Origin of the sequence: Agrobacterium larrymoorei (genome assembly GCF_013322225.1) — a bacterium.
Taxonomy (GTDB): Bacteria; Pseudomonadota; Alphaproteobacteria; order Rhizobiales; family Rhizobiaceae; genus Agrobacterium; species Agrobacterium larrymoorei_A.
In genome coordinates this window covers 78,302-104,141 of record NZ_JAAMFB010000016.1, presented here as the reverse complement: position 1 = coordinate 104,141, position 25,840 = coordinate 78,302, and the positions used below count along the sequence as shown (strand labels likewise).

Below are 25,840 nucleotides of genomic sequence, written 5' to 3'. Positions count from 1 at the left end.
GAGGCTGGGTTTCCGGCCGAAGGGCTTATCGAGGAACAGCATGAAAAATATCCGTTTCGCGCTTTGGGGCGCTGTGGTCGTTTTGCTTGGCGTCATGGGCTGGTTGACGATGGAGTTGACCAAGAGCCGAAATGAAATGGTGGAAGAGGTTTACGGTACGCCGTTCCAACTGGTCGCGCAGAATGGTCAGCCTATTACGGAAAAGGCATTTCAGGGTAAGCCGACCGCACTCTTCTTCGGTTTCACCCACTGCCCTGAGGTGTGCCCGACAACCCTGTTCGAAATGAATGGCTGGATGGAGAAAGTGGACCCGGCTGGCGACAAGATGCAGGCCTATTTCGTTTCGGTCGACCCCGAGCGTGATACGCCGGAGATCATGAACCAGTATATTTCCAATGTTTCCAAGCGTATAACGGGTATCACCGGTGCGCCTGACAAGATTGCCGAGATGCTGAAGGGGTATCGCATCTATGCCAAGAAGATGCCGGTAGACGAGAAGGATCCAAATGGCGAGTACACCATGGATCACACGGCATCTGTTATTCTGCTGCGTCCAGACGGCGGCTTTGCCGGAACCATCGCCTACGGGGAAAACCCTGATGTGGCCGTGCAAAAGCTGGAAAATCTCCTGAAGATCTGAGGCCATAGAATAATCCTGCGTCGATCCATTGGATTGACGCGGGTTTTGTGGCAAAGGCTGACGCTGATACCATTCGAAGAAAGCGTCAGCCGTGAGCGAAATCCGTCTCTATGTCACCACCACCGAAGTTCAGGCAGGCGAAGTGCTTGATGTCATGTCGGAGGTCTTTGGCGAGGAAGACATAGCCATCGCCACGACGGAAGTGGACGAAAAGCGCGACATTTGGGAAGCGTCGATCTACCTGCTGCTAGAGCAGGAAGAGGACATCACCGAACGCTTCGACACGCTGCTGAAAGCGGCATTTCCACATTTGAAAATAGAGCGCGAAGTCATTCCCGACGTGGATTGGATCGCAAAGTCGCTTGAAGGGCTAAAGCCGGTGCGGGCAGGGCGCTTTCTCGTTCACGGATCGCACGACCGCGACAAGGTGCGCGCAAACGATCTCGCTATCGAGATCGAGGCGGGGCAGGCTTTCGGCACCGGTCACCACGGCACGACGGCGGGCTGCCTCGAGATGATCGAAGAAGTGCTGCGCGCACGCACCATCCGTAACGCGCTCGATCTAGGCACCGGCAGCGGTGTCCTCGCCATCGCCACTGCGAAGATGCGCAAGGTGCCGGTTCTGGCGACGGATATCGACCCCATCGCAACGAAAGTGGCGAAGGAGAATGCGCGCCTGAACGGCATCGTCTCCGGCATTTCCTTCGAAACCGCGCCCGGCTTCCATTCGGATTCGTTCCGCAAGCATGGCCCTTTCGATCTCATCATCGCCAATATTCTGGCCCGTCCACTCATCAAGATGGCACCGCAACTGGTGGCGCATCTGGCTCCGGGCGGTACGGTCATCCTTTCCGGCATTCTCGCTTCGCAGCGCTGGAAAGTTCTTTCGGCCTATAACGGCGCGCAGTTGAGCCATATCCGCACCATCTGGCGCAATGGCTGGGTGACTATCCATCTTCGCAAGGAAAGCAACTGAAGAGGCTCACTTCTCCAGAAAAGCCACGGCCTCGACATGCGGCGACCACAGGAACTGGTCGATGGGCACAACCCGCGTCACGCGGTAACCGCCCTGAATGAGAATCGACAGATCACGCGCTAGCGATAACGGATTGCAGCTGACGGCGACGATCTTCCTGACGGTGCTGCGCGCCAGTTCCTTGCTCTGAAGTTCCGCACCTGCGCGCGGCGGATCGAAGACCACGGCGTCGTAGTTCTTCAGTTCCTTGGCGATCAGCGCATGACGGAAGAGATCACGCTTTTCGATGCTGACGGGTTTCAGGCCCTGCGTGTTGCGCGCTGCAAAATCCAGCGCCTTCAATGGCTTGTCTTCCGCCTCCACTGCATGAACCCTGGCCACGCGTGCCAGCCGCAGCGCAAAGGTGCCGGTTCCGCAGAAGAGGTCGGCAATTCGCTTGGATTTTCCGACATGGGAAAACACCAAATCCGCCATGGCTTGTTCGGCAGACTTGGTTGCCTGCACGAAGCTGCCCGCTGGTGGCAGCACCTTTACGCCATTGAATTCGATCTCTGGCTTCTGCGGTTCGATCAGGATTTCGCCCGCAAGCGAAACGCGTGCGATACCGCGCATGGAAAGCACTGTGTCGGTGAGCGCACGGCGCTGCTTGTCATTGACCGACTTGATGCCTTCGATGGAGATATCAAGCCCGGACAGCGTTTCCAGCACCGCGATGCGGAACGGCTCCGCATTCGATGTCACTGTCAGGCCGATGGCGCGGATGGCGTCCAGTTTCGAGATGATCCCCACTGCGGCGATGGGACATTCCTCGATGTCGACGATGTGGTGACTTCCCGCCTGGCTGTAACCGAGGAGCAGACCTTTTTCCGTCTTGCGGGCGGCGAAAACGACGCGTCTCCGCTCGCCGGGGCGACAGATCACGAGAGGATCGACCTCAATATCGATTCCTTTCGATCTCAGTGCGGAAAAGACGAGGTTGCGCTTGAAGGCGTGGTAGGGCTCATCCGCTACATGTTGCAGCGAACAGCCGCCGCAGGTACCGTTCTTTCCCTCTGGCCCGAAATGCCGACAGGCAGGCTCCCGGCGGTCGGGCGAGGCTTCTGCGATGGACATGACGGTGCCCTCGTCTTTCACGCGGGCGATCGCCACGGTTTCGCCCGGCAGCGTGAAGGGCACATAGACCGTGCCCTCGGGACCGTGTGCAATGCCGTCGCCCTGCGCGCCGAGGCTCTGGATTTTTACGGTCTGGGTGCTCATGGCTTTCTGCCTCCGAGAAGGAATTCAACATTGCCGTCTCCGCCGGAGATCGGGGAGGGGATGAGGCCAAGGCTGATCCAGCCCATGTCTTCCACCAGCCAACGTTCCAGCTCTGCGGCGACCTGCGGAGCGCTTTCCGGTTCTTTCAGCAGACCCGCCTTGCTGATCGCATCGCGACCAGCCTCGAACTGTGGCTTCACCAGCAGAACGGCAAAGGCCTCCGGTTCGGCCAGCTCCAGTGCAGGTGCAAGCGCGATTTTCAGCGAGATAAAGGAAACATCGGAGACGATGAAGCTGATCGGGCGGTTTTCGATGTCGTCTTCGCTAAGAAAGCGGGCGTTCAGCCCCTCGATGCTCGTGACGCGTGGGTCGGCCTCCACACGCGGGTGGATTTGCCCATGCCCGACATCGATGGCTGTTACATGCGCGGCACCCCGTTGCAGCAGAACCTCGGTAAAGCCGCCGGTAGACGCGCCCACATCCAGACACTCATGGCCGGAAGGGTCGAGCTTGAAATGATCGAGTGCCGCTACGAGCTTCAGCGCCGCGCGCGAAACATAATCCTGCGCGGGATCGTCTATGGCGATCACCGCATTTTCAGGGAAGGACAGGCTCGGCTTTGTAACGATCTTGCCATTTACGCTCACCGTGCCACGCGACACTGCATCCCTTGCACGGGAACGGCTGGCGAACAGCCCTTTGGCCACCAGAAGCTGGTCCAGCCGTTGATTTTCAGTCATTTTGGTCATGGTTTGTGTCAATGACGACCAATCGCCCGCAGCGCAAGCGATTTTATCGTTTCCGACCGGCCATGGCATCGGATTCTAGCCTGCTTTACCCATAAGAATTCGGTGAATTTAAGCGAATCTAAACAGCTTTATATCAGATTGCCCTTAACGTTGAGATTAGCTTGACCTTGCTGCCATGAAGGCAAAATCCTCCCATTAAAGATGCGCGGGACGGCACAGGTTTGCCAGTGAGCCACCCGACGCTTGTCGAAAGAGTTCTCGATGTCTTTGAAAAATTTGCCCATTAATCTCAAGCTGGTGGTTACTTTCATCGCCTTGATGGGCGTCTGCCTTGTGGCATCAGCGGTGGTTTTCCTGCAAACAATCGATGCGCGACGGGTATCTGCAGAGCAGGTGACGACGTCCAAATTGATGCAGGCCGTTGATGAAGCCAAGGCTGCCATGCTGGAGCAGGCCGTCAACCAGCGCGGCTTCCTTCTGTTTCGCAGTGACAGCACATATAACGACGTCGGCGCTCAACGCGACCTGATGCTGAAGAAGCTGGACGAAGCACGTGGTTTCGCTGCCGGCAAGCCTGAAATCCTGAAGTCCATCGATGACATGCAGGCCTCCGCGACCGTGTTCTACAAGGAACTGGCCGAGCCGCAGATGGCGGCGCGAAAGACGACCGAGGCGCCTATTTCCGAAATCATCGAGATCGGGCGCAATCAGGCCAAGGGCCAGCTCGACGGCTTTCGTGCAAATGCTGCCAAGATCAAGGAGCAGCTGACCGTACTTTCGACCAGCCTCAATAATCAACAGGCTTCGACGCACGCCAATCTGGAATTCGCACTTCTTGGTGGCGGTGCTGCCGCTGGTATCGTTTCCGTTCTGCTGATCTGGCTGCTGTCGCGCGCCATCGTTGCGCCCATCGTCGGAATGACGAAGGCCATGGGCCGTCTGGCAGAAGGTGATACGACCGTCGACGTTCCCGCGCTCGACCGTGGTGACGAAGTGGGCCAAATGGCGAAGGCCGTTCTTGTCTTCAAGGAAGCCGGCATCGAAAAGACCCGCCTGTCCAGCGAAAGCGACCGTATGCGTTCCGCAACGGAAGCAGATCGCCGCCGCGCCGAGGCCGATAAGGCCCGTGCGGATGCCGAGCAGCTCTTTGCCCGCGAAGAGCTTGCCAAGGGTCTCGAAGCTCTCTCCAATGGCAACCTCGCTTACCGCATCGAATCTCCGTTCACCGACTTCATCGAGCCGCTTCGCGTAAACTTCAACACCTCGCTCGACAAGTTGCAGGAAACCCTTCGCAAGGTCGGCGAGAATGCAGCCGCGATCAATGCCGGTGCGTCTGAAATGCTGTCTGCTGCCGACGACCTGTCGCGCCGCACCGAACAGCAGGCGGCTTCCATTGAACAGACGGCTGCCGCTCTGGAGGAAGTCACGACGACCGTTCGGGACAGCGCCAAGGGTGCTGAAGAGGCGGGCGCTCTGGTTCAGCGCGCTCGCGCAGGTGCCGAGAAGTCCGGCACGGTGGTTCGCAAGGCCGTTGCCGCCATGCAGGAAATCGAAAAGTCCTCCGGTGAGATCACCAACATCATCGGCGTCATCGACGACATTGCTTTCCAGACCAATCTGCTCGCGCTGAACGCCGGTGTCGAAGCGGCACGCGCAGGCGAAGCCGGTAAGGGCTTTGCTGTGGTGGCGCAGGAAGTGCGTGAGCTTGCGCAACGCTCTGCAAATGCGGCGAAGGAAATCAAGGCGCTGATCAGTACCTCGAGCCAGCATGTCGAAAACGGGGTCAACCTCGTCGACGAGACCGGCAAGGCGCTTCAGCTTATCGTGGCCGAGGTAGAAGAGATCAACGCTCACGTCAGCGCCATCGTCACCGCATCGCGTGAACAGTCCACGGGATTGCAGGAAATCAACACCGCCGTAAACACCATGGACCAGGGCACGCAGCAGAACGCCGCCATGGTGGAACAGCAGACCGCTGCCAGCCATTCGCTGGCGCGCGAAGCCGAAGCACTGAACGGCCTGATCGGCCAGTTCAACCTCGGTGGCGGCGTACGGTCGGCTGCTGCCTTCACACCGGCACCGATGACCACACCTTCGGCTCCCCGTGCCGCGCCGATGACTGCGGTCAAGCCGGTCTATTCTTCGAAGCCTCGCTCGACACCGGTCGCCGCAAAAGTAACGGCCCGTCCGGTAGCGTCTCCAGCCCGCGCGCTCGGGCAGAGCCTTGCGCAAGCCTTTGCTCCAGCTCCAAGCAGCTCGGCTAAGGCCGCCGAGCAGAACTGGGAAGAGTTCTGAGCTAAACGCGCATGCAGCACTAACAAAAAACCCGCCGGAGCAATCCGGCGGGTTTCTTTTTTGATGAGATGCTTTCGCTTATCCAGCGAAACCGACGCCTGGTTGTTTCTGTCCCAGGGCGGCAAATACAGCAGAAACGATGCCTGCCCGGTCCAGCCCTGCTTCGGCATACATCGTCTCGGGTTTGGCCTGCTCGACCCATTGATCCGGCAAGGTGAGGGTACGAACCTTGAGGCCCATATCCAGCAACCCGGCACTCGCCATGAAATGCAGCACCTGTGCGCCAAAGCCGCCAGAGGAGCCTTCCTCAATAGTCAGCAGTACCTCGTGGTGGCTCGCCAACTGGCGAATTAGGTCGAGGTCGAGCGGCTTGGCGAAGCGTGCATCCGCAACAGTCGTCGAAAGCCCTGCCGCGTCCAAATCTTCTGCGGCAGCAAGAGCATCGGCGAGGCGGGTTCCGAAGGAAAGCAGCGCAATCTTCGTACCTTCCTTAATGATACGGCCCTTGCCGATTTCGAGAATTTCACCGCGCACCGGCATTTCAATGCCCACGCCTTCACCGCGTGGATAACGGAATGAAATCGGGCCTTCGTCATAGGCAGCGGCAGTGCGCACCATATGCTTCAGTTCCGCCTCGTCGGATGCCGCCATCACCACCATGCCCGGCAAAGTCGCAAGGAAGGTGGTGTCGAACGAGCCTGCGTGGGTCGGACCATCTGCGCCAACGAAACCGGCACGGTCTATCGGAAAGCGGACCGGCAAACCCTGAAGCGCTACATCGTGCACCAGCTGGTCGTAACCGCGTTGAAGGAATGTAGAGTAGAGCGCGCAGAAGGGCTTGTAGCCCTCTGTCGCCAGTCCGGCCGCAAATGTTACCGCGTGCTGCTCGGCAATGCCGACATCGAAGGTGCGTTTGGGAAAAATTTCGGCCAGCTTGTCCAACCCGGTGCCGCTCGGCATTGCTGCGGTGACGCCGACGATCTTTTCGTCCAGCGTCGCTTCCTGCACCAGAGCTTCGGCGAAGACGGATGTATAGCTTGGCGCATTCGGCTTGGCCTTAGCCTGTGCGCCCGTGATGACGTCGAACTTGTTGACGCCGTGATATTTGTCCGCCGCCGCCTCGGCAGGTGCGTAACCCTTGCCTTTCTGGGTCACGACGTGAATCAGAACCGGCCCCTTCTGGTTGTCGCGCACGTTTCGCAGCACCGGGAGCAGATGATCGAAAGAATGGCCGTCGATGGGACCGATATGGTAGAAGCCGAGCTCTTCGAACAGCGTGCCGCCCGTTACATAGCCGCGTGCGTGCGTTACGGCGCGGGTAATCGCACGGTCGATCGTCTTGCCGAGATAGGCCGTCAGCTTCTTCCCGAAATCGCGAAAGCCCATATAGGTGCGCCCGGAGGCGAGGCGGGCCAGATAGGCGCTCATCGCGCCTGTCGGCGGAGCAATCGACATGTCGTTGTCGTTGAGGATGACGATGAGACGCGCGTCCAACGCACCTGCATTATTCAACGCCTCGAAAGCCATGCCCGCGGACATGGAGCCATCGCCGATGATGGAGATGACCTTGCGGTCACTCTTGTCCAGCTCGGCTGCGACTGCCATGCCGAGACCGGCGGAAATGGAGGTGGAGGAATGTCCAGCGCCGAAATCGTCATACTCGCTCTCTGCGCGGCGGGTGAAGCCGGAAAGCCCGCCTTCCTGTCGCAGCGTGCGGATGCGATCCCGTCGCCCTGTCAATATCTTGTGCGGATAACACTGATGGCCGACATCGAAGATCAGCCGGTCTTCCGGCGTGTTGAAAACCTTGTGGATGGCAATCGTCAGTTCCACCACACCGAGACCAGCACCCAGATGCCCACCCGTCTTGGAGACTGCATCGATCATCTCGTCGCGCAATTCCCTGGCCAGTTGGGGCAGGTCGCGATCCTCTATCGCCTTGAGATCGGATGGGAATTTCACCCGGTCAAGCAACGGTGTTTCTGGCATTCCGGTCAATCGTTCGGCCTTCGTATTGTATAAGGAAACTTGCTCGGTAGATGGGTGACAGTTGCGCCCTCGGCAAGCTTTTAATTCGTTTTAACCGGTTTCAACCCTGCGGCAAAGGGACAAACTCTTCCTCATCCCCTGGAACGATATCGAAACGCCCGGTTCGCCATTCTTCCTTGGCCTGCTCTATGCGTTCTTTTGATGACGAGACGAAGTTCCACCAGATATATCGCTTCGAATTCAAGGCTGCACCCCCGAACAGCATGATGTGACAGCCGTTAACGCCGCCTTTTAAGGTGATGTCATCTCCTGCCCGGAAGGCCAGCAGCTGGTCCGCCGCGAACACGTCGCCTGCGACCTCCAGCGACCCGGAAAGGATGTAGATTGCCCGCTCTTCGTGGTCTGCGGGAAAGGGGAACTTCGCAGCGGGTGCGAGTGTCAGATCCGCATATAGCGTATCCGTAAATGTCTTGACCGGAGATCGCAGACCGGCAAACGAGCCAATCACGACGCGACCCTGTGCGCCTGTCGTGTCGATGAGTGGCATTGCGCTTCGTTCGGTGTGGGCGAAATCCGGCACAATTTCCTCCTTGTCGTCAGGCAACGCCAGCCATGTTTGCAGACCGGACATCGACAGGGGGTGACCGCGAAGATTTTCCGGCGTGCGCTCCGAATGTACGATGCCGCGCCCCGCCGTCATGAGGTTGATATCGCCGGGCCGGATGACGAGCTCCGTACCGAGACTGTCACGGTGCTTGATTTCGCCATCGAACAGGTACGTGACCGTTGAAAGCCCGATATGGGGATGCGGCTTTACGTCCAGCGCCTCGTCAGCCTTCAGGATCGCCGGGCCCATGCGGTCGAAGAATATGAATGGTCCCACCAGCCGCCGCTCCCGCGTCGGTAAGGCCCGACGCACGGAAAAGCCGCCAATATCGCTCGATCGCGGAATGATCAGGTTCTCTATGGCATCGCAGGCAAAGGCATCACCAGCGGCGGGGTCTTTCCCGGGAAAAAAGGACATGGGTTTTCTCCTGCGTCGTTGACCCGAAGATTACCACGATTTGCGAGGCGCGTGAGGATTTGGTTATAAACAGTGTGTTCAGCGCGATTGTGTATTTAGGCGCGTTGTGAGGCTGGGTTCACCTCATTTTTCAACGTCATCCTCGGACTTGTCCGGAGGACTTACTCACGTCGAAACATACGATACCTCGGCAAATGCTCGGGACGAGCCCGAGCATGACGAAGTGAGCGACCCTCACTCCCCGTCCAGCGGCTCTACGCCCTGGGGCTTGCCCGCGCGGTCCAGCCTGATCTTCTCGATACGCTTTTCAGCCGTCGTCAGCAGCGCCTCGCAATGCTTCTTCAGGGCTTCGCCGCGCTCGTAGATGGCGATGGATTCGTCCAGCGCCACGTCGCCACGTTCCAGGCGGGCTACAATGCTTTCCAGCTCGGCGACGGCCTTTTCGAAAGAATAACCGCTGACATCGGCTGTGGTGGCATTTTCCGTCATGTTCAACCCTTCATCATTCTCAAAATATGCATGGCTGCCGATTCCGCCAGCCCTTCCAGATCATAGCCGCCTTCCAGCAGGCTGACGACCCGGTTGCTGGCATATTTGTCCGCCATCTCCAGAATTCGCCCCGTCGCCCAATCGAAATCATCGCCAACCAGATTGATTTGTGCCAGCGGATCTCGGTGATGCGCATCGAAACCCGCCGAGATGATGATGAGGTCAGGTGAGAAATCGGCAAGTGCCGGAAGCACGCGTGATTTGAAGGCTTCGCGGAAATGCTCGCTGCCGGTATTGGGCGAGAGCGGCGCATTGACGATATTGTTCTTGATGCCGGTTTCCTTCTTCTCCCCGCTCCAGGGGTAAAGCGGCATCTGGTGGGTAGAGCAGAACAGCACGGAGGTGTCGTTCCAGAAAATATCCTGCGTGCCGTTACCGTGATGCACGTCCCAGTCGACGATGGCGACCCGCTCTGCGCCGTGTACCTTCTGCGCGTGGCGGGCGGCAATTGCGGCGTTGTTGAACAGGCAAAAACCCATTGCCTTTTCGGTCTCTGCATGGTGGCCCGGAGGGCGGCTTGCGACGAAGACGTTGTCGGCCGCACCTTTGAACACGTCATCGACCGCGGCCATGGCAGCGCCGATGCCGGTCAGCGCCGCTTGCAGGCTTTTGGGCGAAGCATATGTATCTGCTTCGATACGGTTGATCTCGCCGTCTTCTTCCGGAATCTGCCGCATGACCGAAATCAGGTGGCTTTCAGGATGGGCAAGAAGAACGGCGTCCTCATTTGCCTGCGGCGCCTCTTTTCTCTCAAGCCGCTCGAAGTTCGGGTGCTCGAGCGCGATATTCAGCGAGCGCAGACGGTCGGGCCTCTCCGGGTGTCCCTCCGGCGTGATGTGTTCCAGGAATATCGGATGCTCGTAAAGCCTTGTGGCCATGATGCTGACTCCTGAAATGTCTGTTGGCCGAAGGTCAGGCGCGTTGTGGCAGCAGCGGATAACCGGCCATCACCGCGCGACCGGTGAGCGCAGCGAATACGGCCTTTACGAGGTCGCCGGGAATGAAAGCCATCGACCCAAGAAAGGCCTTTTCGAAACCAATACCGGTTGCGAACGCGAGATAGGTGATGCCAAAGGCATAGAGAACGATCACGCCGCCCGCAATGCTCGCCAGAAAAAAGCCGATGCCTTGCGCCAGTGCAGGTTGGCCTGCCTTCACGATCCGCTCTGAAAGGTATCCGGTGACGAAAGCAGCGGCGATCCAGCCGATGAGGAAGCCGGTGGTCGGCGTGGTGAAAATCGAAAGCCCGCCACGACCACCAGAAAGGACGGGCAGGCCAATGGCGGCGATGAGGATCGTCAGAAGTACCGCGAATGTCCCGCGCTTGGCGCCCAGAACGACACCTGCCAGCATTACGCCAAGCGACTGCGCCGTGATCGGTACCGGAATGAAGCCGAGCGGAATGGGCGGCAGCAGACCGAGCGCGATGATGATGGCGGAAAACAGCGAGATCAATACGAGGTCACGGGTTTTCATGTGGGCTCTCCCTTTTGTCCCTGCGAGGTTTGACCTCTGAAACCGCGCGCGTCAATGGCATCGGCAATCGCGTCGGCATCCTTCAACGTCATAATGATGAGTGGAACGAGAGCACTGTGAAGTTTTACGCGGCTGCCGCGCGCCCGGTGCGCGTCCTTCAGCGTGTGGTAGCGATTAATCACCTCCGGCACGAACCGCACGACGAGCCCCACCGCAAGACCGATATCCGATGCTCTAGCGAACCCCAGTTTTTCCAGTGGACGCAGCGCCAAGCTGATCTCGTCCATGAACTGCGAGATACTGACGCTTGCCGTAATCGCTGTTGCCAGGAGTGTCAGGGCGATCAACCTCAGTAACGTGATGGTAGCATCCATCACCGGAATGAGCAGGTAGCTGAAGGCCGCGATGATCATGATTGTAAGGAAAACGGCACGCAAACGCGACAGCGTTTCGCGCATGCCCAGATGAGCCTGCCAAAGGACGACTATTGCCAGTATGACGGCAATAACCAGAAGGGCGGGGCTGCGCGTCAGAAACAATCCGATGCTGAACAGCGCCAGCGCTAACAGCTTTACACGCGGCGCGAGCCGATACAGCCAGCCTGTCCCTTCTGCGTAGAGGCTTCTCACGACAGCGCCACCTCGCGATAGGCGCGGATCGCTTCTGCGGGTAGGGCATCGACGAGGAGCCGCCCCTCGTGAAACAGAAGCACACGGTCGAAACTTTCCAGCAGCGGTAGATCATGGGTGATGACGATAAGGCTTTGCTCGAGGCTTGCCATCGTTCGCTCAACGACAGCCCGATTTTTGAGATCGAGCTGGTTGGTCGGCTCATCCATGATCAGTATTCTAGGGCCTGTAATAGTCAAAGCCGCAAGCGCCGCCAACTGCAATTCGCCGCCGGAAAGTTCATGTGCACGACGGTTCCCAAGGTGCTCGATACCGAAGCGTAGAAGCATTGCTTGAACGGCTGCATCGATGGCTGCCTTGTCCATACCTCGGTTCTTCAGTCCGAATGCGATATCGTCATGGATGATCGGCAAAATGATCTGGTTTTGCGGGTTCTGGAAAACGAAGCCGACCTCTCTCAGCACCGCATCGGCATCTTTCATCGTGTCCAGTTCATTCACGCAGACGCGGCCTGTCGTCGGCTTCGTGAGGCTGTTGATCATGCGCGCGAAGGTGGTCTTGCCGGAGCCATTAAGGCCAATGATGCCTATGCGTCGCTCGCTCAGCGAAATGCTGAGAGGCTCGATAGCCGTTCGTCCCTCGAAGGCGACACCTGCATCATGAAATTGGATCGTCACGTCCGTCCCCTGCCATCTCGTGGCGCTTCTATAAACATATGTCCACACAAACAAAATCAAGAACAAAAAAAGAACATTGCTTTTTTATGTGTGCGGCCATAGGCTTTTGCCATGGCGATTCAGGTTTCGAACGAAGCAGCGCGGCGTATCTTTCTGGCACGGCAGGGACTATCTGCCCCGCCGGGCAAGGCAATGAGCAAGAATGATCTGCTGCAACTTATCACCGAACTGGGCTTCGTGCAGGTGGATAGCATCGCGACGGTAGAGCGTGCGCATCACCAAATTATCTTCTCCAGAAACCAGACCTACAGGCGGGAGCATCTGACGGCGCTTCTGGAAAAGGACCGGGCACTTTTCGAACACTGGACGCATGACGCGTCGATCCTTCCTTCGGCATTCTATCCCTATTGGAAACACCGGTTTCGAAGGCGTGAACCGATCCTGCTCGAACGGTGGCGAAAATGGCAGGGGGAGGGCTTCGACGCTGCTTTCGAGGAAACTTTCCAGCGAATAGCGGAGAACGGCGCGGTCATGTCGCGCGATATGAAGGCGGAAGACCATCAGTCCGGCGGCTGGTGGAACTGGCATCCCTCCAAGACTGCGCTGGAATATCTGTGGCACACGGGCAAGTTGGCAATCTCGGGGCGCGTTAATTTCCAGAAGGTCTATGACCTGGCCGAACGGGTCATCCCCTCTCAGCACCATGATTTGGAGGTGGACCATGAAGAGTTTGTCGATTGGGCCTGCCGAGAAGCATTGAACCGTCTTGGCTTTGCCACATCTGGCGAAATTTCAGCGTTCTTCGATATCGTCACGCCGCAGGAGGCGAGAGACTGGATAGCGAACCACCGCGATGAGTTGACCGAGGTGTCGCTTGTTTCTGCCAATGGCGCAAAGGAGCGGGCGTCCTATGCATTTGCCGGTTTTGCCGGCGACGCGCAGGCCGAGGCCAGTTTGCAGCCACCTCAGCGTATCCGCGTACTCAGTCCCTTTGATCCTTTGCTTCGAAACCGCGCCCGCACCGAACGGCTGTTCGGTTTCTTTTATCGTATCGAGGTCTTCGTGCCGGAGCCGAAGCGGCAATATGGCTATTATGTTTTTCCGCTTCTGGAAGGCGGCCGACTGATAGGCCGTATCGACATGAAGGCGGAGCGAAAAAACGGCACGCTGGATGTAAAGCGGCTTTGGTTGGAGAAAGGCGTTCGCCCGTCTTCCGGGAGACTGGAAAAGCTGGATGCGGAACTGAACCGGCTCGCCAAGTTCACGGGCGTGGAAAGCGTACGTTATCTGGATGGTTGGCTGATCTGATCCGCGGTGGCGCGTGAGAATAGCTACCCTTAACGCTTGCCGGGTTCCGGCAGCGAGTCCAGTGTCGCGGACACGGCGCGGTCCATCGCTTCGCGTTCATCGAACAAGGCCAGCAGTAATGTTGCGCCCTCCAGCCTTACCAGTGCGTCGGCTGCGAGAATTTCGGCCTTTTCGCGGGGCATGCCTTTCTCGAGTACCTCCGTCATCCGGTCGCGGTGTCCCTGAAAGAAGTCTTTTACCGCCTGCTTGGCCAGCGGCGTGTCTTCACCAATGCCGTAGGCAAGATGAAAGCCCACGCAGCGCTTTCGCTCTGAAAGGCTCTTGGCGATGGATAGGACGATCATTTCGAAGGCTTTTCGCCACTCGACACGGTCGATATCAGGAATGTCGAAGGTTTCTTCCAAAGTCGAATCAAGCACCTCGGGGACAAGTGATTCCTTGTTTGGAAAACGCATGTAGAGCGATGCTTTTCGTAAGCCCACCTCGTCGGCGAGATCCTGCATCGATGCGCCCGCATAGCCCTTTTCGCGAAAAAGCTCACGGGCAGCGTGGATGATTTTGTCTCGGCTCACTTTTGTCATCGGTCTCTCACTCGCGAATGTCAGTTTTTGCTATCACAAATTTTTTATATTTACAAACGACCGATCGGTAGTATTTTGGCGTGGATATGAAACAGCAATCGAGGTTTGAAATGTCTATCACCTATAAGCGCCAGACTGTCGGATACGTGGATGTGTTTTATCGGGAGGCGGGTCCGAAGGACGGGCCTGTTCTCTTACTCCTGCATGGCTTCCCGTCTTCCAGCCATATGTTCCGCGAACTCATGCCCAAGCTTTCCGATACCTATCGGGTAATCGCCCCCGACTTGCCCGGCTTTGGCTACACAAGCGCACCAGATCGTGGCAGGTTCGAATATACTTTCGACAACCTTGCCAATGTGATCCATGGCTTCACGCAAAGTCTCGGGCTTGAGAAATATGCGCTCTACGTCTTCGACTACGGCGCGCCGACCGGTTACCGCCTGGCCGTGAAGCATCCGGAAAAAGTGACGGCGATTATCAGTCAAAACGGCAATGCCTATACCGATGGTTTCAGTGATGAGTGGACTGCATGGGAAGAATATTGGCGCAACCCGAGTGCTGAAACGCGCGAAGCATGCCGCGCATCGCTTTCCGCAGACGTTATCGAAAACTGGCAATACCGCACCGGCACGAACCCGGAAAGGCTCGGGCCGGATGGCTACATGCTTGATATTGCCTTGATGTCGCGTCCCGGCGCAGAGGAAATCCAGCTCGATCTCATTCTGGATTACCGCACCAATCTGGACCGTTATCCCGAATTTCAGGCGTATTTCCGCGAGTTCCAGCCGCCTTTGCTGGCCGTATGGGGCAAGCACGATCCGGCATTCATCCCTGCTGGAGCAGAGGCTTACAGGCGTGACCTACCGAATGTAGAAATCCATCTGCTCGATACGGGGCACTTCGCTCTGGAGACGCATGTCGATGAGATCGCCGAACTCATCAGGCGTTTTCTGAGCCGCCAAGACCTGTAAACGCCATTGCCCTGTGCGCCTCGATTGGGCGCGCAGGGCCAAAGCGATGGTCAGCATATATCTGTCGAGCTGATCTGAATGCCAAATCCTTCGAGGCCGACATAGTGGCGCTCGCGGGTCGTGAGAAGCTTGATAGAGCTGATGCCCAGATCTTTGAGGATCTGCGCGCCGAGACCGATTTCCAGCCATTCCTCGTCGCGGGTCCGGGCTTGCGCATGGGCCTCATCCGGCTCGCGAGCCTTGCGGCGTCCGGCAACCTGCCCAACGCCCACCGAGCCTTCGCGCAGATAGATGATGACGCCGCGGCCCTCCTGCGAGATTTTCTGCATATAATGCTGAACAGGCTGCTTCTTGCCGAAAATGTCGTCGGCAACATTTTCCGTGTGCAGGCGCACCGGAATGTCGACGCCGTCGCGGATGTCGCCAAAGATGACGGCCATATGCTGCATCGGATCCCAGGGGAGGGAGTAGGTCTGCGCCTTGGCGGGTCCGAAAGGCGTTTCGATGGTGAATTCCGATTCCAGTTCCACCAGCGTTTCCTTGCGCTGGCGATAGGCGATCAGGTCGGCAACGGAGACCTGCTTCAGGCCGTGGCTTTCGGCAAAAGACGAAACCTGTGGGCCACGCATCACGGTGCCATCGTCATTGACGAGTTCGCTGATGACGCCGATCAGCGGCAGGCCTGCAAGCTTGCACAAATCGACCGCTGCTTCCGTATGGCCGGAACGCATCAGGACGCCGCCTTCGCGGGAAACGAGGGGGAAGATGTGGCCAGGCCGCGTGAAGTCGGACGCGCCGACATTCGGGTTGGCCAAATTACGCACCGTCAGATTGCGGTCATCGGCGGAAATGCCGGTCGTCGTTCCGTGCTTGAAATCGACGGAAACGGTAAAAGCGGTGGTGTGGGCGCTGTCGTTCTCCGCCACCATGGCGTTGAGGTTCAGCCGCTTTGCCTCATCGCGCGGCATGGGCGCGCACACGATGCCGGAGGTGTGGCGCACGATGAAGGCCATTTTTTCCGCCGTGCAGTGCACGGCAGCAACGATCAGATCGCCTTCGTTTTCGCGGTCGTCATCATCCATCACCACCACGATCTCGCCCGCCTCGAAGGCGCGGATGGCTTCAACGACGCGTTTTTGATCGTAGGTCATGGTGATGTTCCTTATTATTTCAGGCGACCGGTCTGGCCGCGATCTCGCAAATAATGATCGGCAACGGTGCAGGCGACCATGGCCTCGCCAATCGGCACGGCACGAATGCCGACACAGGGGTCGTGACGGCCCTTGGTGCGGACTTCGACATTGTTGCCATCTGCGTCGATGGACTGGCGCTCCGTCAATATGGAGGATGTCGGCTTGATTGCAAAGCGTGCCACAATCGGCTGGCCGGTGGCGATGCCACCAAGAATGCCGCCCGCATGGTTGGACAGGAAAATCGGATTGCCGTCATTGCCCATGCGCATCTCGTCGGCGTTTTCTTCGCCGGTCAGCTCGGCAGAGGCAAAGCCTTCACCGATCTCGACGCCCTTCACAGCGTTGATTGACATGAGGTTGGAAGCAATATCCTGATCGAGCTTGGCATAAAGCGGTGCGCCGATCCCGGCCGGAACGCCTTTCGCTACAACCTCGATGACCGCACCGATGGAGGAGCCCGCCTTGCGGATACCGTCAAGATATTCTTCCCAAACGGGCACCATGTCCGCGTCCGGGCAGAAGAACGGGTTTTCGTTGACCTGCGCCCAGTCCCAATTGGCACGATTGATCTTGTGCTTGCCGATCTGGACCAGCGCGCCGCGCACATTAAGACTTGGAACCACCTTACGCGCCAGTGCACCTGCTGCAACACGCGCTGCCGTCTCTCTGGCAGAGGAGCGCCCACCGCCACGATAGTCACGAATGCCGTATTTCAGATCATACGTGAAATCCGCGTGGCCAGGGCGGTAACGTCGGGCAATTTCGCCGTAATCCTTGGAGCGCTGGTCGGTGTTCTCGATCAGCATCGAAACGGGCGTCCCGGTGGTGATCATCGTCTCCCCGTCCTCATCCAGCATAACGCCGGAGAGAACCTTCACGATATCGTCTTCACGCCGTTGCGTCACGAACCGGCTTTGACCAGGCTTGCGCTTGTCCATCCAGGCCTGAACTTCTGCAAGTGTAAAACGAATGCCGGGAGGGCAGCCATCCACCACGCAGCCCAATGCAGGACCATGGCTTTCGCCCCAGGTGGAAACGCGGAAGAGATGACCGAAAGTGTTATGCGACATGATAAACCAGACCGACCCGGAAGCGTTTCTCTGAAGACACGCAGTTTTTCAAAATTACCGGTCCTCTCCTTAGTGTAAAATGTCACCGGGCAAAAGCCCAACTTCGCGCCTTCGCGTACACTCAGCGCCGTAAGCCGATCAGGCTGTGATCTCTTGAAGTGGCTGCGGAAAACCACGCCAGCTATCGGATGTTGCGAAGGACGCAAAGTCCTGCGCGGGCAGGGGCTTTGAGAAAGCATATCCCTGGGCAATGTCGCAGCCCATCTGCCTCAGCATCGTTGCATGACCGTGGGTCTCCACGCCTTCGGCTACCGTTTCGACGCCAAGAGAGCGGGCGATATCGATGATTGAACGAACCAGCGCCCGTTCCTGCGGAGAGGCGAGGATCGGCATGACAAGCTGCCTGTCGATTTTCAGACGGTTGGGTTTCAAACGCAGCAGGCTGATGAGCGAGGTATGGCCCGTCCCGAAATCGTCGATCTCGATATCGATACCCAGCGACTTGATTCTTTCGATGTTGCGGACGACCAGTTCTTCGCTATCATCGAGAAATATCGACTCGACCAGTTCGAAAGTGACTTCGCCGGGCTGGATCGAAAGCTCTTTCAGGCTTTCAACCAGATGCTCATCGTGCAGACGCCGAAGCGAAACATTCACGGCGACACGGGGAATGTTCAGCCCCCTGAGGTTCCAGGTTCGCCTATCCTGAAGGGCGGTCTGGAGCACTATTCTGTCCAACGCCTGAACGACGTTCAGTTCCTCGGCAATTTTCAGGAACTTGTCGGGGGTGAGAAGGCCGCGTGTGGGGTGACGCCAGCGAACCAGCGCTTCTATACCCACGATATTACCGCTCTGGATGCAGAACTGCGGCTGATACCAGGTCTCGAACTCTCCGTTTTCCAGTCCGGCGAGGATTTCGTCGGCCATCCGTTTGTGATTGACGAGTTCTGCCTGCAGGTTCTGCGTAAAGAATTCGTAGCGGTTTCGGCCCAGTGCCTTGGCGCGATAGAGCGCTAGATCGGCATTGATCAGCGTCTTGCGCGCGTCGCTGCTGTTGCTCTCGCCAAAGGCGATGCCGATGGAAACGCCGCATCGACACGTAAAGCCCTGAAAATCGAATGGGTGTTTGAATGCGCCGATAATGTTCGCCGCTACCGTTTTGACGTGATCCTTGTCACCCATGTGGCTCGTCAGAATAACGAACTCGTCGCCACCGATGCGCGCCACGACGTCGCCATCATGAACACTCCGGCGCAGAATCTCAGCGGTATGAACCAGCATGGCGTCGCCCGCAGCATGTCCGAGCGTGTCGTTGATCTGTTTGAAACGGTCAAGATCGAGATGGAGAATTGCAAAACGTTTATGATCAGGGTCGACGCTGGGGGTGGAGAGCAGATCAAGCTCATCGTCCAGCCGCCTGCGATTGGCAAGGCCGGTCAGCGGATCATGAAGCGCATTGTGTTCGATGCGGGATTTCGCCTCTATCAGTTCTGCATTTCGGGCCTCGGCCTCGTCTTTCGCGGCCTTCAGTTCCTCCGCCAGACGGTGATCTTCGGTCACATCGAAGGCGATGCCGACGATCCTTCGGGTGCCATCGCGCGCGGTATGAACCTGCCCGACGGAACGGATGTAACGGATGTCCCCAGTCGCTAGCAAAATGCGATGCACATTCAGCAGCGTCTCGTTTCTTTCCGCAGAGCGATCCGCCGTCTCGACCGCACTCTGACGGTCATTCGGGTGTAGGCAGTCGAGCCACATCTGACGGGTGGTCAGACCGTTTCCCTTAAACGGTAGTCCGTAAAGCTGGTGCATACGGGGGTCCCAATAGGCGCTGTTATCCCGCAAATCCGCTTCCCATATGCCGCAATTATAGGATTCCAGCGCAAGGTCGAGACGGCGCGAGAGCGTCGTCAGATCGTGTTCGCGGGCCGAAAGCTCCTGCAGGGCCAACTCCAGTTCGGCGTTCTTCACATCGCTGCTATATTTGGATTCCTTCAGGGTCTGCGCCATGCGCATGTCGGCGGTCACATCCCACATGATGCCGGTCGTACGGCTGCTGCCGTCCTGCGTCAGATAGCTGGCCCCGGCGGCGCGGACATAGCGGATGCCGCCGCCTTTCCCGACGACCCTGTAAACTTCCGAGACGGTGTGATCTCCTTTGGTGCAGTTCGATAGAAACGTGCTGGCCTTTTCACGATCCTCCGAAAGAATTGCGGAGAGCCATTGGGAGACGGATACATCGATTTTGTGGATACCGAACTCGTGCAGCCGTGCAGAGCGATCATCCAGATAGCAGGAGCCGTTATCATCAATTTCCCACAGGCCAATATCTGAACTATCCAGAGCAAGCTGGAAGCGCTGTGAGATTTCGAGAAGCTTGTTTTCCCTAGTATGGAGCGCACGCAGATTACGATGGCGTTCCACCAGCAGGAAAGCGGTGGAAAACACCGGTAGGACAATCCACAGCAGGGCGCTGCCGAAGATGGACGCGAGAATGAAGGAACCGCTGGTTGCTAACAAGAAAATGGCAAAATGCGTTTTGTTGGCAATACCGAGAAATCTTACGGCTTTATTCGGCGAGTTCACTCAAATAGTCCCTAATCCAGATGTCTTGCGAATATTATCAGCTAAAATGAAATATATTCTGAATCCTGTAATATTCAGTATTACGCATTGCAGGTTAAAAGGGAAAACGGCGGGTTATCTGCGGGCGAGCGTAAACGCTTGATTATTGGTTAAAATCCATTCACGAATTTTACAGAAAATGCCATGCTTGCGGGCAATTTCCGCCACAATCGGGAGACAAATCTTGGCACGTCGAAAAATCGTAATAAGCCTGAAGGAAGCCAGATCCATGCGTTTGATGATTGCCGCACTGTTGGCCACCGCACATTTGTTTGCTCCCCTTAACGGCTTTGCGCAGAGCGTAGACGTCGAGTCCACCATCAGCAGGGTGGATGTCAAAGGGCTTTCGATCACTCTTGCAGATGGCAAGAATTACAAGGTGCCGGAGGAATTCAATTTCGAAGGACTTCAGCCGGGTGTAAAGGTGCTGGTGTTCTACACGGAAGTCGACGGAAAGCGGGTCGTGGATGATCTGGAAGTCGTGCAGTAAGCGCTCAGATATCCTCGTTAGCGCCGATCCATTCGGCGAGCTTCCTGTCGGTCTCGATCTTCAAAATCCGATCCTGTGGGATCGGAATTTCCGACGCCTCATCCTTATCCATACCAGCCACCAGCCGGAAGATCGAGCGGATCACACCGCCGTGGCATACGCAGACCGTCTTGCGCTCGACGGACGACAGCCAAGCGCCAACGCGCCACGAGAGGATTTCGTAGCTCTCCGCTTCCTTGCCCGGGGGAATGAAATCCCACTTCGCAGCCCGTCGCGCTTTGACACGTTCTGGAAACGCCACTTTCAGCTCGGGTAGGGTGTAGCCTTCCCAGTCTCCGAAGGAAACTTCTACCAGACGGTCATCTGTGCGGTAAGCTTGAGGGTCGAGATTCATGGCGCTGCGCATGAGTTCCATCGTCTCGCGCGTGCGACCGAGCGGGCTTGCGACGTAATCGAACTCTTGCGCTTTCGAGCCTAGAATTTGCGCAAGGGCGTGGCCGTTCCCGATTGCCTGAGATCGACCGAAGTCATTGAGGGGAATGTCTTTTTGGCCTTGAAGCCTGCGTATCGCGTTCCAGTCTGTCTGTCCGTGACGGATAACATAGACCAGCAAATCAGCACCTCTATTCGCATTCCATCGTCAAAAGACCGAATGCGCCGCTGGTTTTAAAATCCTGCGGCGCAGCATGTGGTCAGTCTTTTACGACAGAGATGTCGGGTGCGTCTACCGCTTTCATGCCGATGGTGTGGTAACCGGAATCGACATGGTGAACTTCGCCAGTAACGCCGGTGGACAAGTCTGAAAGCAGATAAAGTGCAGACTTGCCGACTTCCTCGATGGAAACGGTGCGCTTGAGCGGTGCGTTATATTCGTTCCACTTGAGGATATAGCGGAAGTCGCCGATGCCGGAGGCGGCCAGCGTCTTGATGGGACCGGCGGAAACCGCATTGACGCGGATGCCACGATTGCCGAGATCGACCGCCAGATAACGAACGCTGGCTTCGAGCGCAGCCTTGGCGACGCCCATGACGTTGTAGTTCGGCATTACCTTTTCCGCACCGTAATAGGTGAGGGTGAGGATCGAGCCGCCATCGTTCATAACAGGGTCGGCGCGCTTGGCGACGGCTGCCAGCGAGAAGACCGAGATATCCATGGTGCGATTGAAGTTGTCGCGGCTGGTATCAAGATAACGACCTGTCAGCTCGTCCTTGTCGGAGAACGCGATGGCATGCACGACGAAATCGATCTTGCCCCAGTGGGCTTCGAGATTCGAGAACACGGTGTCGATGGTGGTCAGATCCGTCACATCGCAATGGCCTGCCATGAACGCGCCCAGTTCCTGCGCCAAAGGTTCTACGCGCTTCTTGAGAGCGTCACCCTGCCAGGTGAAGGCCAGTTCGGCACCGGCATCGGCACAAGCCTTTGCAATGCCCCAGGCAATGGAACGATTGTTTGCGACGCCCATGATGAGGCCGCGCTTGCCAGCCATCAGGCCAGATGTCTGAGCCATTATGTGCTCCCTATACTTCGAAGCGCACCGCGATCTTTCGGATCTGCTCTATATGCTTCAACTTCTTGTTTTGATGCGTGCCGTGACCGCTATTCCGGGAAAACGGTTTTGCGCGGCTTACTTTAGATCGACGTTGCCTATGGCATAGGCCGAACGGCTGTTCAAGCAGCGCCCGGATCATCTCGTGTTAGTGAGCGTAACAAAGGGTCATTGTGCACTGCTTTCATAAAAAAGCAGGGCGCAATGGTGGTGCGGCTGTGGTGTTAGGGGAATAAAACACCAAGGCGAGCGTAACGAAGCTTCGCCACCTCTATCCTAAAGATAAAGTCCTTCACGCATATGCCGCATAAGGTCTGTCACCTTGGCATCCGGCGTTTCCAGAAGCACGATGCGCAGTTCGACGACCAGATCGCCGAACGTGCCGTCCTGCCTTTGCAGTCCCTTTCCTTCGACCCGGATGGCCTTGTCGGAACCCGACCAGGCAGGGACCGAAACGCTCAGCTCTCCCCGTGGAGATTTGACGGTTGCCTCGCAACCAAGCACCGCGTCTGCAAGCAAAATTGGTAAAGTCGTGTGGATATCGTGATCCCGAACGGTGAACTCATCCGTTCTCGACACGAGAATCGTCACCACGAGATCGCCGCGCGACAGCTCCGGCAGCTTCAGTCCCTGTCCCTTGAGGCGCAGACTGTGTCCATCGGTCATTCCCGCCTCGAGCGGGAAACGAACGTCCCGCTCGTCAGGCATCCTGATGGTAATCCATTTCTGTTCAACGAGATCACTGACGCTGACGATTGCCTCTGCGGTCATATCCGGTGCTTTTTCCGGGACGACCGGTGTGCCGCGAATGCGGCGGATGAGCGCGCCGAAAAATCCGTTTCCTGCCGCTGCCGTTTCGCTTTTGTCGGACTGATCGTCGCCGGAAGAAGGGTCGCCTCTGTCTCCAGCCGCTTTCGCTTTGGCGTCGGTGCCGAAAATGCGCTCCAGCATATCTTCCGCCGTTTCTGGCTTCGCCGTTTTGTCGGTATTGGGAGATCCGGTTTGGGTCGTGCCATGCGCGTCACCCGCAGAGGTGCCAGCGGCTTTGGCGGTGCGCTCCTGCGCCCGCGCCAGTTCTTCCATCAACTTTTCAGCCGCCTTTGCCCGCTCGGCTGCCTGCCGTGCAGCTTCGCGCTGCTGCATAATTGTCTGGTCGCGCCGTTTGCCTTCCGCTGCCCGCCGTGCCTGATCATAGAGACCGCGCTTCTTGGGGTCCTTGAGAAGATCGTAGGCCTGGCCGATTTCGGCAAAACGCGCCGTCGCATCCGGGTCATCCCGGTTTTGATCGGGATGCACGGTTTTCGCCTTCGAGCGCCACGCCGCTTTTATCTCGTCGGAACCGGCATCTTTTTGAACGCCGAGAATAGAATAAGGATCACGCATCCGAACCACCAGTTACGCCTGCGTTTCCAGACATGTATCCATCATGGAAACTGGAAACGCCAACAACACCCGATCTGAACGTGCAAGCCTTTCCTTGCGTTGCACGGTTTAGTTCGGAATTTGGTTTGAATGTGCCAAGAAGTTGCTAATCATACCTTTACGCCAGTCGACCGGCGCCGCTGGCGATGTACTTGTCGAAAACTAAGGTAAATTTATTATTTCTGATCGAAGCGGGTCATCAGCCATTCACCCGTTTCGGAAAGGCACGCCTGACCGGAATAGGCGGCGATACCTTCATAGGAGTGGCGCGTGGTTCTGAAATCGCGGCAGACAAAGCCCGTGCTTCTATCCTCGCGGATGGCGGTTACGACGCCAGCGCTGCCCGTTGCGGCATTGGCCCAGGGCAGGGGAGAATCGGCCAGTTTTGAAATGTCGGCGGATGTCACCGCGTTGCGGATTGTCGCGTCGTCCGTAAGTGCAGGTCCATTCTGCTGGTTGGGAACGGAGGCCGTGGACAGCGACTTGTCCACCTTGTCTCCGCCGAACAGATCGAGGCTGACGCAGCTCGTCAGCATCACAAGCATCAAACCAGTTGCGGAAAGATCCACGACCGATGCAAGGAAGCTCTTTGTTCGCCTGTTCGACTTTGCTATGACGATCACCATCTCTTACCCAGAAACCATCTCTGGTACGCAAATCAGCTCGGGAGCATTTTATTCAATATGTCGGAAACGGGGTTAACATCTAGTGACTTCACCGAAGAAAATGAGCCTTTCGCGCTTTTCGCCGAATGGTTGCGGGATGCAACTGCGTCCGAGGTGAACGATCCGAACGCCGTGGCTCTGGCCTCGGTAGACGAAGACGGCATGCCAAGCGTGCGCATGGTGCTGCTCAAAGGCGCCGACGAACGCGGCTTCGTTTTCTACACGAATTTCGAAAGCCGAAAGGGCGTTGAGATTCTGGGCCAAAAGAAAGCGGCCATGTGCTTTCACTGGAAAAGCCTGCGCAGGCAGGTGCGTATCCGAGGGCTTGTGGAGGTCGTCAGCGATGCCGAAGCGGACGAGTACTACGCGTCACGCCCACGCGGCAGCCGCATCGGCGCCTGGGCATCCAAACAGTCCCGCCCGCTGGAAAGCCGGTTTGCGCTGGAAAAGGCCGTTGCCGAATATACCGCAAAATATGCCATCGGCGAAATTCCCCGACCATCGCATTGGTCAGGCTTCCGCATTCAGCCGCTAACCATTGAGTTCTGGCACGACCGCAAATTCCGCCTGCACGACCGCGTGGAGTTCCGCCGTGATGCTCTCGACGCGCCGTGGACGAAGGTTCGGATGTACCCGTGAATATGTTCCGCGAGATATTGCCTATCGACTCGCGGAAGGAATCATGGTCACCATTGCGCATGAACAAAGGAGGAACGTATGCTTTCCGACCTCATGCAGCAATTCGAGCAGGCATCGCATAAATACGCCGATGCAAACAAGATCGAGCGTGACCGTGACTGGTATCTACTGAAGCTTCAGGAAGAGGTTGGTGAGGTCACGCAAGCATGGAATCGTCTGAGCGGGCGGGGCAGAGCCAAGGGTAAGACGCCGGAGGAGATGCGACAGGATTTGTTGGACGAAGCTGCCGACCTATTGGGTCATGTGCTTCTGCTTGCCTACCATAACGATCTCGATCTGAAAGGCTCGATCAAGCGCAAGTGGCTGTTCGAACCGGTGGCGTAGGCCTTTAAGCTCCCGCTACAGGAACGCTCAACATTGCCGCGACCTCAAACAGATCACCGCAGATCGCAATGCATTTATCTCGCATAACCTCCGTTGCCGGCGCGACATCCGGCACCATGACAACCTGCATTCCCGCGCTGTAGGCAGATTGAACACCGTGGTAGGAATCTTCCAAAGCCAGACAAAGTGCCGGTTCCAAGCCGAGCTTTTGTGCTGCCGTCAGATAGGGCAGGGGTGAAGGCTTGGGTTCGGCATAATCGCCGCGCGCGACGATGTGGTCGAAGCGCCTGATGATATTGAAGGGGCCAAGATGCCGGTTAACGGCCTCATGCCCTGAGGACGTGGCGATGGCGCGCGGCAAGCGGAGGGTATCGAGCAGGTCGAGCATTTGCACGACGCCCGCTTTCAACGCGACGCCATCCGCCATCTGGACTGCCAAATGCCGAAGCCAGGCATCGCGGAACTGGTTCATCGGAAAGTCACGACCGTATTCTGCGTGGATGGTGCCAGCTATGACCTCCCAAGGACTACCGCAAACCCGCTGATAAACATCGACCGACATACCATGTCCGCCTTCTTCCGATGCGGCGAGAAACGAATCTCGATAGAGCTTCTCGCTCTCGATCAAAAGACCATCCATATCGAAGATGACTGCCTGCGGTCTAAGAGATATCGTCATGT

General features: G+C 57.4%; 26 protein-coding genes and 1 pseudogene. 8 read left to right on the top strand and 19 right to left on the bottom strand.

The window, feature by feature from the left end:
• The first annotated feature begins 40 nt into the window (after positions 1 to 40).
• Positions 41 to 640 (top strand): SCO family protein, encoded by a 600-nt coding sequence (locus G6L28_RS09375; protein ID WP_174063496.1) that lies wholly within the window; start codon positions 41 to 43, stop codon positions 638 to 640.
• Between the two features lie 91 nt (positions 641 to 731).
• Positions 732 to 1,616, top strand: a complete 885-nt coding sequence (locus G6L28_RS09370; RefSeq protein WP_174063495.1) for a 50S ribosomal protein L11 methyltransferase — start codon at positions 732 to 734, stop codon at positions 1,614 to 1,616.
• Between the two features lie 6 nt (positions 1,617 to 1,622).
• On the opposite strand, the gene G6L28_RS09365 is transcribed toward G6L28_RS09370, so the two are convergent.
• Entirely contained in the window at positions 1,623 to 2,873 is a 1,251-nt protein-coding gene (locus tag G6L28_RS09365; RefSeq protein ID WP_174063494.1) for a class I SAM-dependent RNA methyltransferase, read from the bottom strand.
• Complete coding sequence (locus G6L28_RS09360) at positions 2,870 to 3,622, bottom strand: TlyA family RNA methyltransferase (RefSeq protein ID WP_174063493.1); 753 nt, start codon at positions 3,620 to 3,622, stop codon at positions 2,870 to 2,872. Before G6L28_RS09360 ends, G6L28_RS09365 begins: the two co-directional genes overlap by 4 nt.
• Positions 3,623 to 3,883: 261 nt before the next feature.
• On the opposite strand from G6L28_RS09360, the gene G6L28_RS09355 reads away from it, so the two are divergent.
• Complete coding sequence (locus tag G6L28_RS09355; protein WP_174063492.1) at positions 3,884 to 5,917, top strand: methyl-accepting chemotaxis protein; 2,034 nt, start codon at positions 3,884 to 3,886, stop codon at positions 5,915 to 5,917.
• A 78-nt stretch (positions 5,918 to 5,995) separates the two neighbouring features.
• On the opposite strand, the gene dxs is transcribed toward G6L28_RS09355, so the two are convergent.
• From dxs to G6L28_RS09320, 7 genes are all read right to left on the bottom strand, one after another.
• Positions 5,996 to 7,915: a 1-deoxy-D-xylulose-5-phosphate synthase gene (gene dxs, locus G6L28_RS09350; protein WP_174063491.1), complete on the bottom strand. Its 1,920-nt coding sequence runs from the start codon at positions 7,913 to 7,915 to the stop codon at positions 5,996 to 5,998.
• 91 nt (positions 7,916 to 8,006) lie between these two features.
• Positions 8,007 to 8,930 carry a pirin family protein gene (locus G6L28_RS09345; RefSeq protein WP_174063490.1) on the bottom strand — a complete coding sequence of 308 codons (924 nt, stop codon included), beginning with the start codon at positions 8,928 to 8,930 and terminating at the stop codon, positions 8,007 to 8,009.
• Between the two features lie 234 nt (positions 8,931 to 9,164).
• Positions 9,165 to 9,419: an exodeoxyribonuclease VII small subunit gene (locus tag G6L28_RS09340; protein ID WP_174063489.1), complete on the bottom strand. Its 255-nt coding sequence runs from the start codon at positions 9,417 to 9,419 to the stop codon at positions 9,165 to 9,167.
• 2 nt (positions 9,420 to 9,421) lie between these two features.
• Positions 9,422 to 10,357: a histone deacetylase family protein gene (locus G6L28_RS09335; protein WP_174063488.1), complete on the bottom strand. Its 936-nt coding sequence runs from the start codon at positions 10,355 to 10,357 to the stop codon at positions 9,422 to 9,424.
• Positions 10,358 to 10,391: 34 nt separating this feature from the next.
• Entirely contained in the window at positions 10,392 to 10,955 is a 564-nt protein-coding gene (locus tag G6L28_RS09330) for a biotin transporter BioY (protein ID WP_174063487.1), read from the bottom strand.
• On the bottom strand, positions 10,952 to 11,584 hold the full coding sequence (locus G6L28_RS09325; protein ID WP_174063486.1) for an energy-coupling factor transporter transmembrane protein EcfT: 633 nt from the start codon (positions 11,582 to 11,584) through the stop codon (positions 10,952 to 10,954). The genes G6L28_RS09330 and G6L28_RS09325 overlap by 4 nt, the downstream gene beginning before the upstream one ends.
• Positions 11,581 to 12,261, bottom strand: a complete 681-nt coding sequence (locus G6L28_RS09320; RefSeq protein WP_174063485.1) for an ATP-binding cassette domain-containing protein — start codon at positions 12,259 to 12,261, stop codon at positions 11,581 to 11,583. The genes G6L28_RS09325 and G6L28_RS09320 overlap by 4 nt, the downstream gene beginning before the upstream one ends.
• A 111-nt stretch (positions 12,262 to 12,372) precedes the next feature.
• Here G6L28_RS09320 and G6L28_RS09315 point away from each other — a divergent pair, with 111 nt between their 5' ends.
• Positions 12,373 to 13,569 carry a winged helix-turn-helix domain-containing protein gene (locus G6L28_RS09315; protein WP_174063484.1) on the top strand — a complete coding sequence of 399 codons (1,197 nt, stop codon included), beginning with the start codon at positions 12,373 to 12,375 and terminating at the stop codon, positions 13,567 to 13,569.
• Positions 13,570 to 13,598: 29 nt separating this feature from the next.
• Here G6L28_RS09315 and G6L28_RS09310 read toward each other — a convergent pair whose 3' ends face one another.
• Complete coding sequence (locus G6L28_RS09310) at positions 13,599 to 14,150, bottom strand: TetR/AcrR family transcriptional regulator (RefSeq protein WP_174063483.1); 552 nt, start codon at positions 14,148 to 14,150, stop codon at positions 13,599 to 13,601.
• Positions 14,151 to 14,260: 110 nt separating this feature from the next.
• Here G6L28_RS09310 and G6L28_RS09305 point away from each other — a divergent pair, with 110 nt between their 5' ends.
• The gene (locus G6L28_RS09305) at positions 14,261 to 15,121 is read left to right on the top strand and encodes an alpha/beta fold hydrolase (protein WP_174063482.1); all 861 of its coding nucleotides are present in this window, start codon (positions 14,261 to 14,263) and stop codon (positions 15,119 to 15,121) included.
• Positions 15,122 to 15,171: 50 nt separating this feature from the next.
• Here the strand turns inward: G6L28_RS09305 and ribB are convergent, their stop codons facing one another.
• From ribB to G6L28_RS23195, 4 genes and pseudogenes are all read right to left on the bottom strand, one after another.
• A complete protein-coding gene (gene ribB / locus G6L28_RS09300) occupies positions 15,172 to 16,272 on the bottom strand; it encodes a 3,4-dihydroxy-2-butanone-4-phosphate synthase (protein ID WP_174063481.1) in 1,101 nt (366 codons plus the stop codon).
• A gap of 14 nt (positions 16,273 to 16,286) precedes the next feature.
• Entirely contained in the window at positions 16,287 to 17,384 is a 1,098-nt protein-coding gene (aroC, locus tag G6L28_RS09295) for a chorismate synthase (RefSeq protein ID WP_174063480.1), read from the bottom strand.
• Between the two features lie 138 nt (positions 17,385 to 17,522).
• Positions 17,523 to 19,394, bottom strand: a complete 1,872-nt coding sequence (locus G6L28_RS09290) for an EAL domain-containing protein (protein ID WP_425292668.1) — start codon at positions 19,392 to 19,394, stop codon at positions 17,523 to 17,525.
• A gap of 57 nt (positions 19,395 to 19,451) precedes the next feature.
• Positions 19,452 to 19,808, bottom strand: a pseudogene (locus G6L28_RS23195) (PAS domain-containing protein); the annotation flags it as partial.
• 430 nt (positions 19,809 to 20,238) lie between these two features.
• Between G6L28_RS23195 and G6L28_RS09285 the strand changes: the two are divergent.
• Positions 20,239 to 20,499 (top strand): DUF1344 domain-containing protein, encoded by a 261-nt coding sequence (locus G6L28_RS09285; protein ID WP_174063704.1) that lies wholly within the window; start codon positions 20,239 to 20,241, stop codon positions 20,497 to 20,499.
• A gap of 4 nt (positions 20,500 to 20,503) precedes the next feature.
• Here G6L28_RS09285 and G6L28_RS09280 read toward each other — a convergent pair whose 3' ends face one another.
• From G6L28_RS09280 to G6L28_RS09265, 4 genes are all read right to left on the bottom strand, one after another.
• Positions 20,504 to 21,112 (bottom strand): histidine phosphatase family protein, encoded by a 609-nt coding sequence (locus G6L28_RS09280; protein WP_174063478.1) that lies wholly within the window; start codon positions 21,110 to 21,112, stop codon positions 20,504 to 20,506.
• Positions 21,113 to 21,191: 79 nt separating this feature from the next.
• A complete protein-coding gene (gene fabI / locus G6L28_RS09275; RefSeq protein ID WP_174063477.1) occupies positions 21,192 to 22,010 on the bottom strand; it encodes an enoyl-ACP reductase FabI in 819 nt (272 codons plus the stop codon).
• A 315-nt stretch (positions 22,011 to 22,325) separates the two neighbouring features.
• Complete coding sequence (locus tag G6L28_RS09270; RefSeq protein WP_174063476.1) at positions 22,326 to 23,432, bottom strand: DnaJ C-terminal domain-containing protein; 1,107 nt, start codon at positions 23,430 to 23,432, stop codon at positions 22,326 to 22,328.
• Between the two features lie 215 nt (positions 23,433 to 23,647).
• A complete protein-coding gene (locus tag G6L28_RS09265; RefSeq protein WP_174063475.1) occupies positions 23,648 to 24,097 on the bottom strand; it encodes an RT0821/Lpp0805 family surface protein in 450 nt (149 codons plus the stop codon).
• Between the two features lie 57 nt (positions 24,098 to 24,154).
• Here G6L28_RS09265 and pdxH point away from each other — a divergent pair, with 57 nt between their 5' ends.
• Both pdxH and G6L28_RS09255 read left to right on the top strand, forming a co-directional pair.
• Entirely contained in the window at positions 24,155 to 24,775 is a 621-nt protein-coding gene (gene pdxH, locus G6L28_RS09260; protein ID WP_174063474.1) for a pyridoxamine 5'-phosphate oxidase, read from the top strand.
• A 78-nt stretch (positions 24,776 to 24,853) separates the two neighbouring features.
• The gene (locus G6L28_RS09255; protein WP_174063473.1) at positions 24,854 to 25,159 is read left to right on the top strand and encodes a pyrophosphatase; all 306 of its coding nucleotides are present in this window, start codon (positions 24,854 to 24,856) and stop codon (positions 25,157 to 25,159) included.
• A 4-nt stretch (positions 25,160 to 25,163) separates the two neighbouring features.
• On the opposite strand, the gene G6L28_RS09250 is transcribed toward G6L28_RS09255, so the two are convergent.
• Entirely contained in the window at positions 25,164 to 25,838 is a 675-nt protein-coding gene (locus G6L28_RS09250) for an HAD family hydrolase (RefSeq protein WP_174063472.1), read from the bottom strand.
• Positions 25,839 to 25,840: the final 2 nt, after the last annotated feature.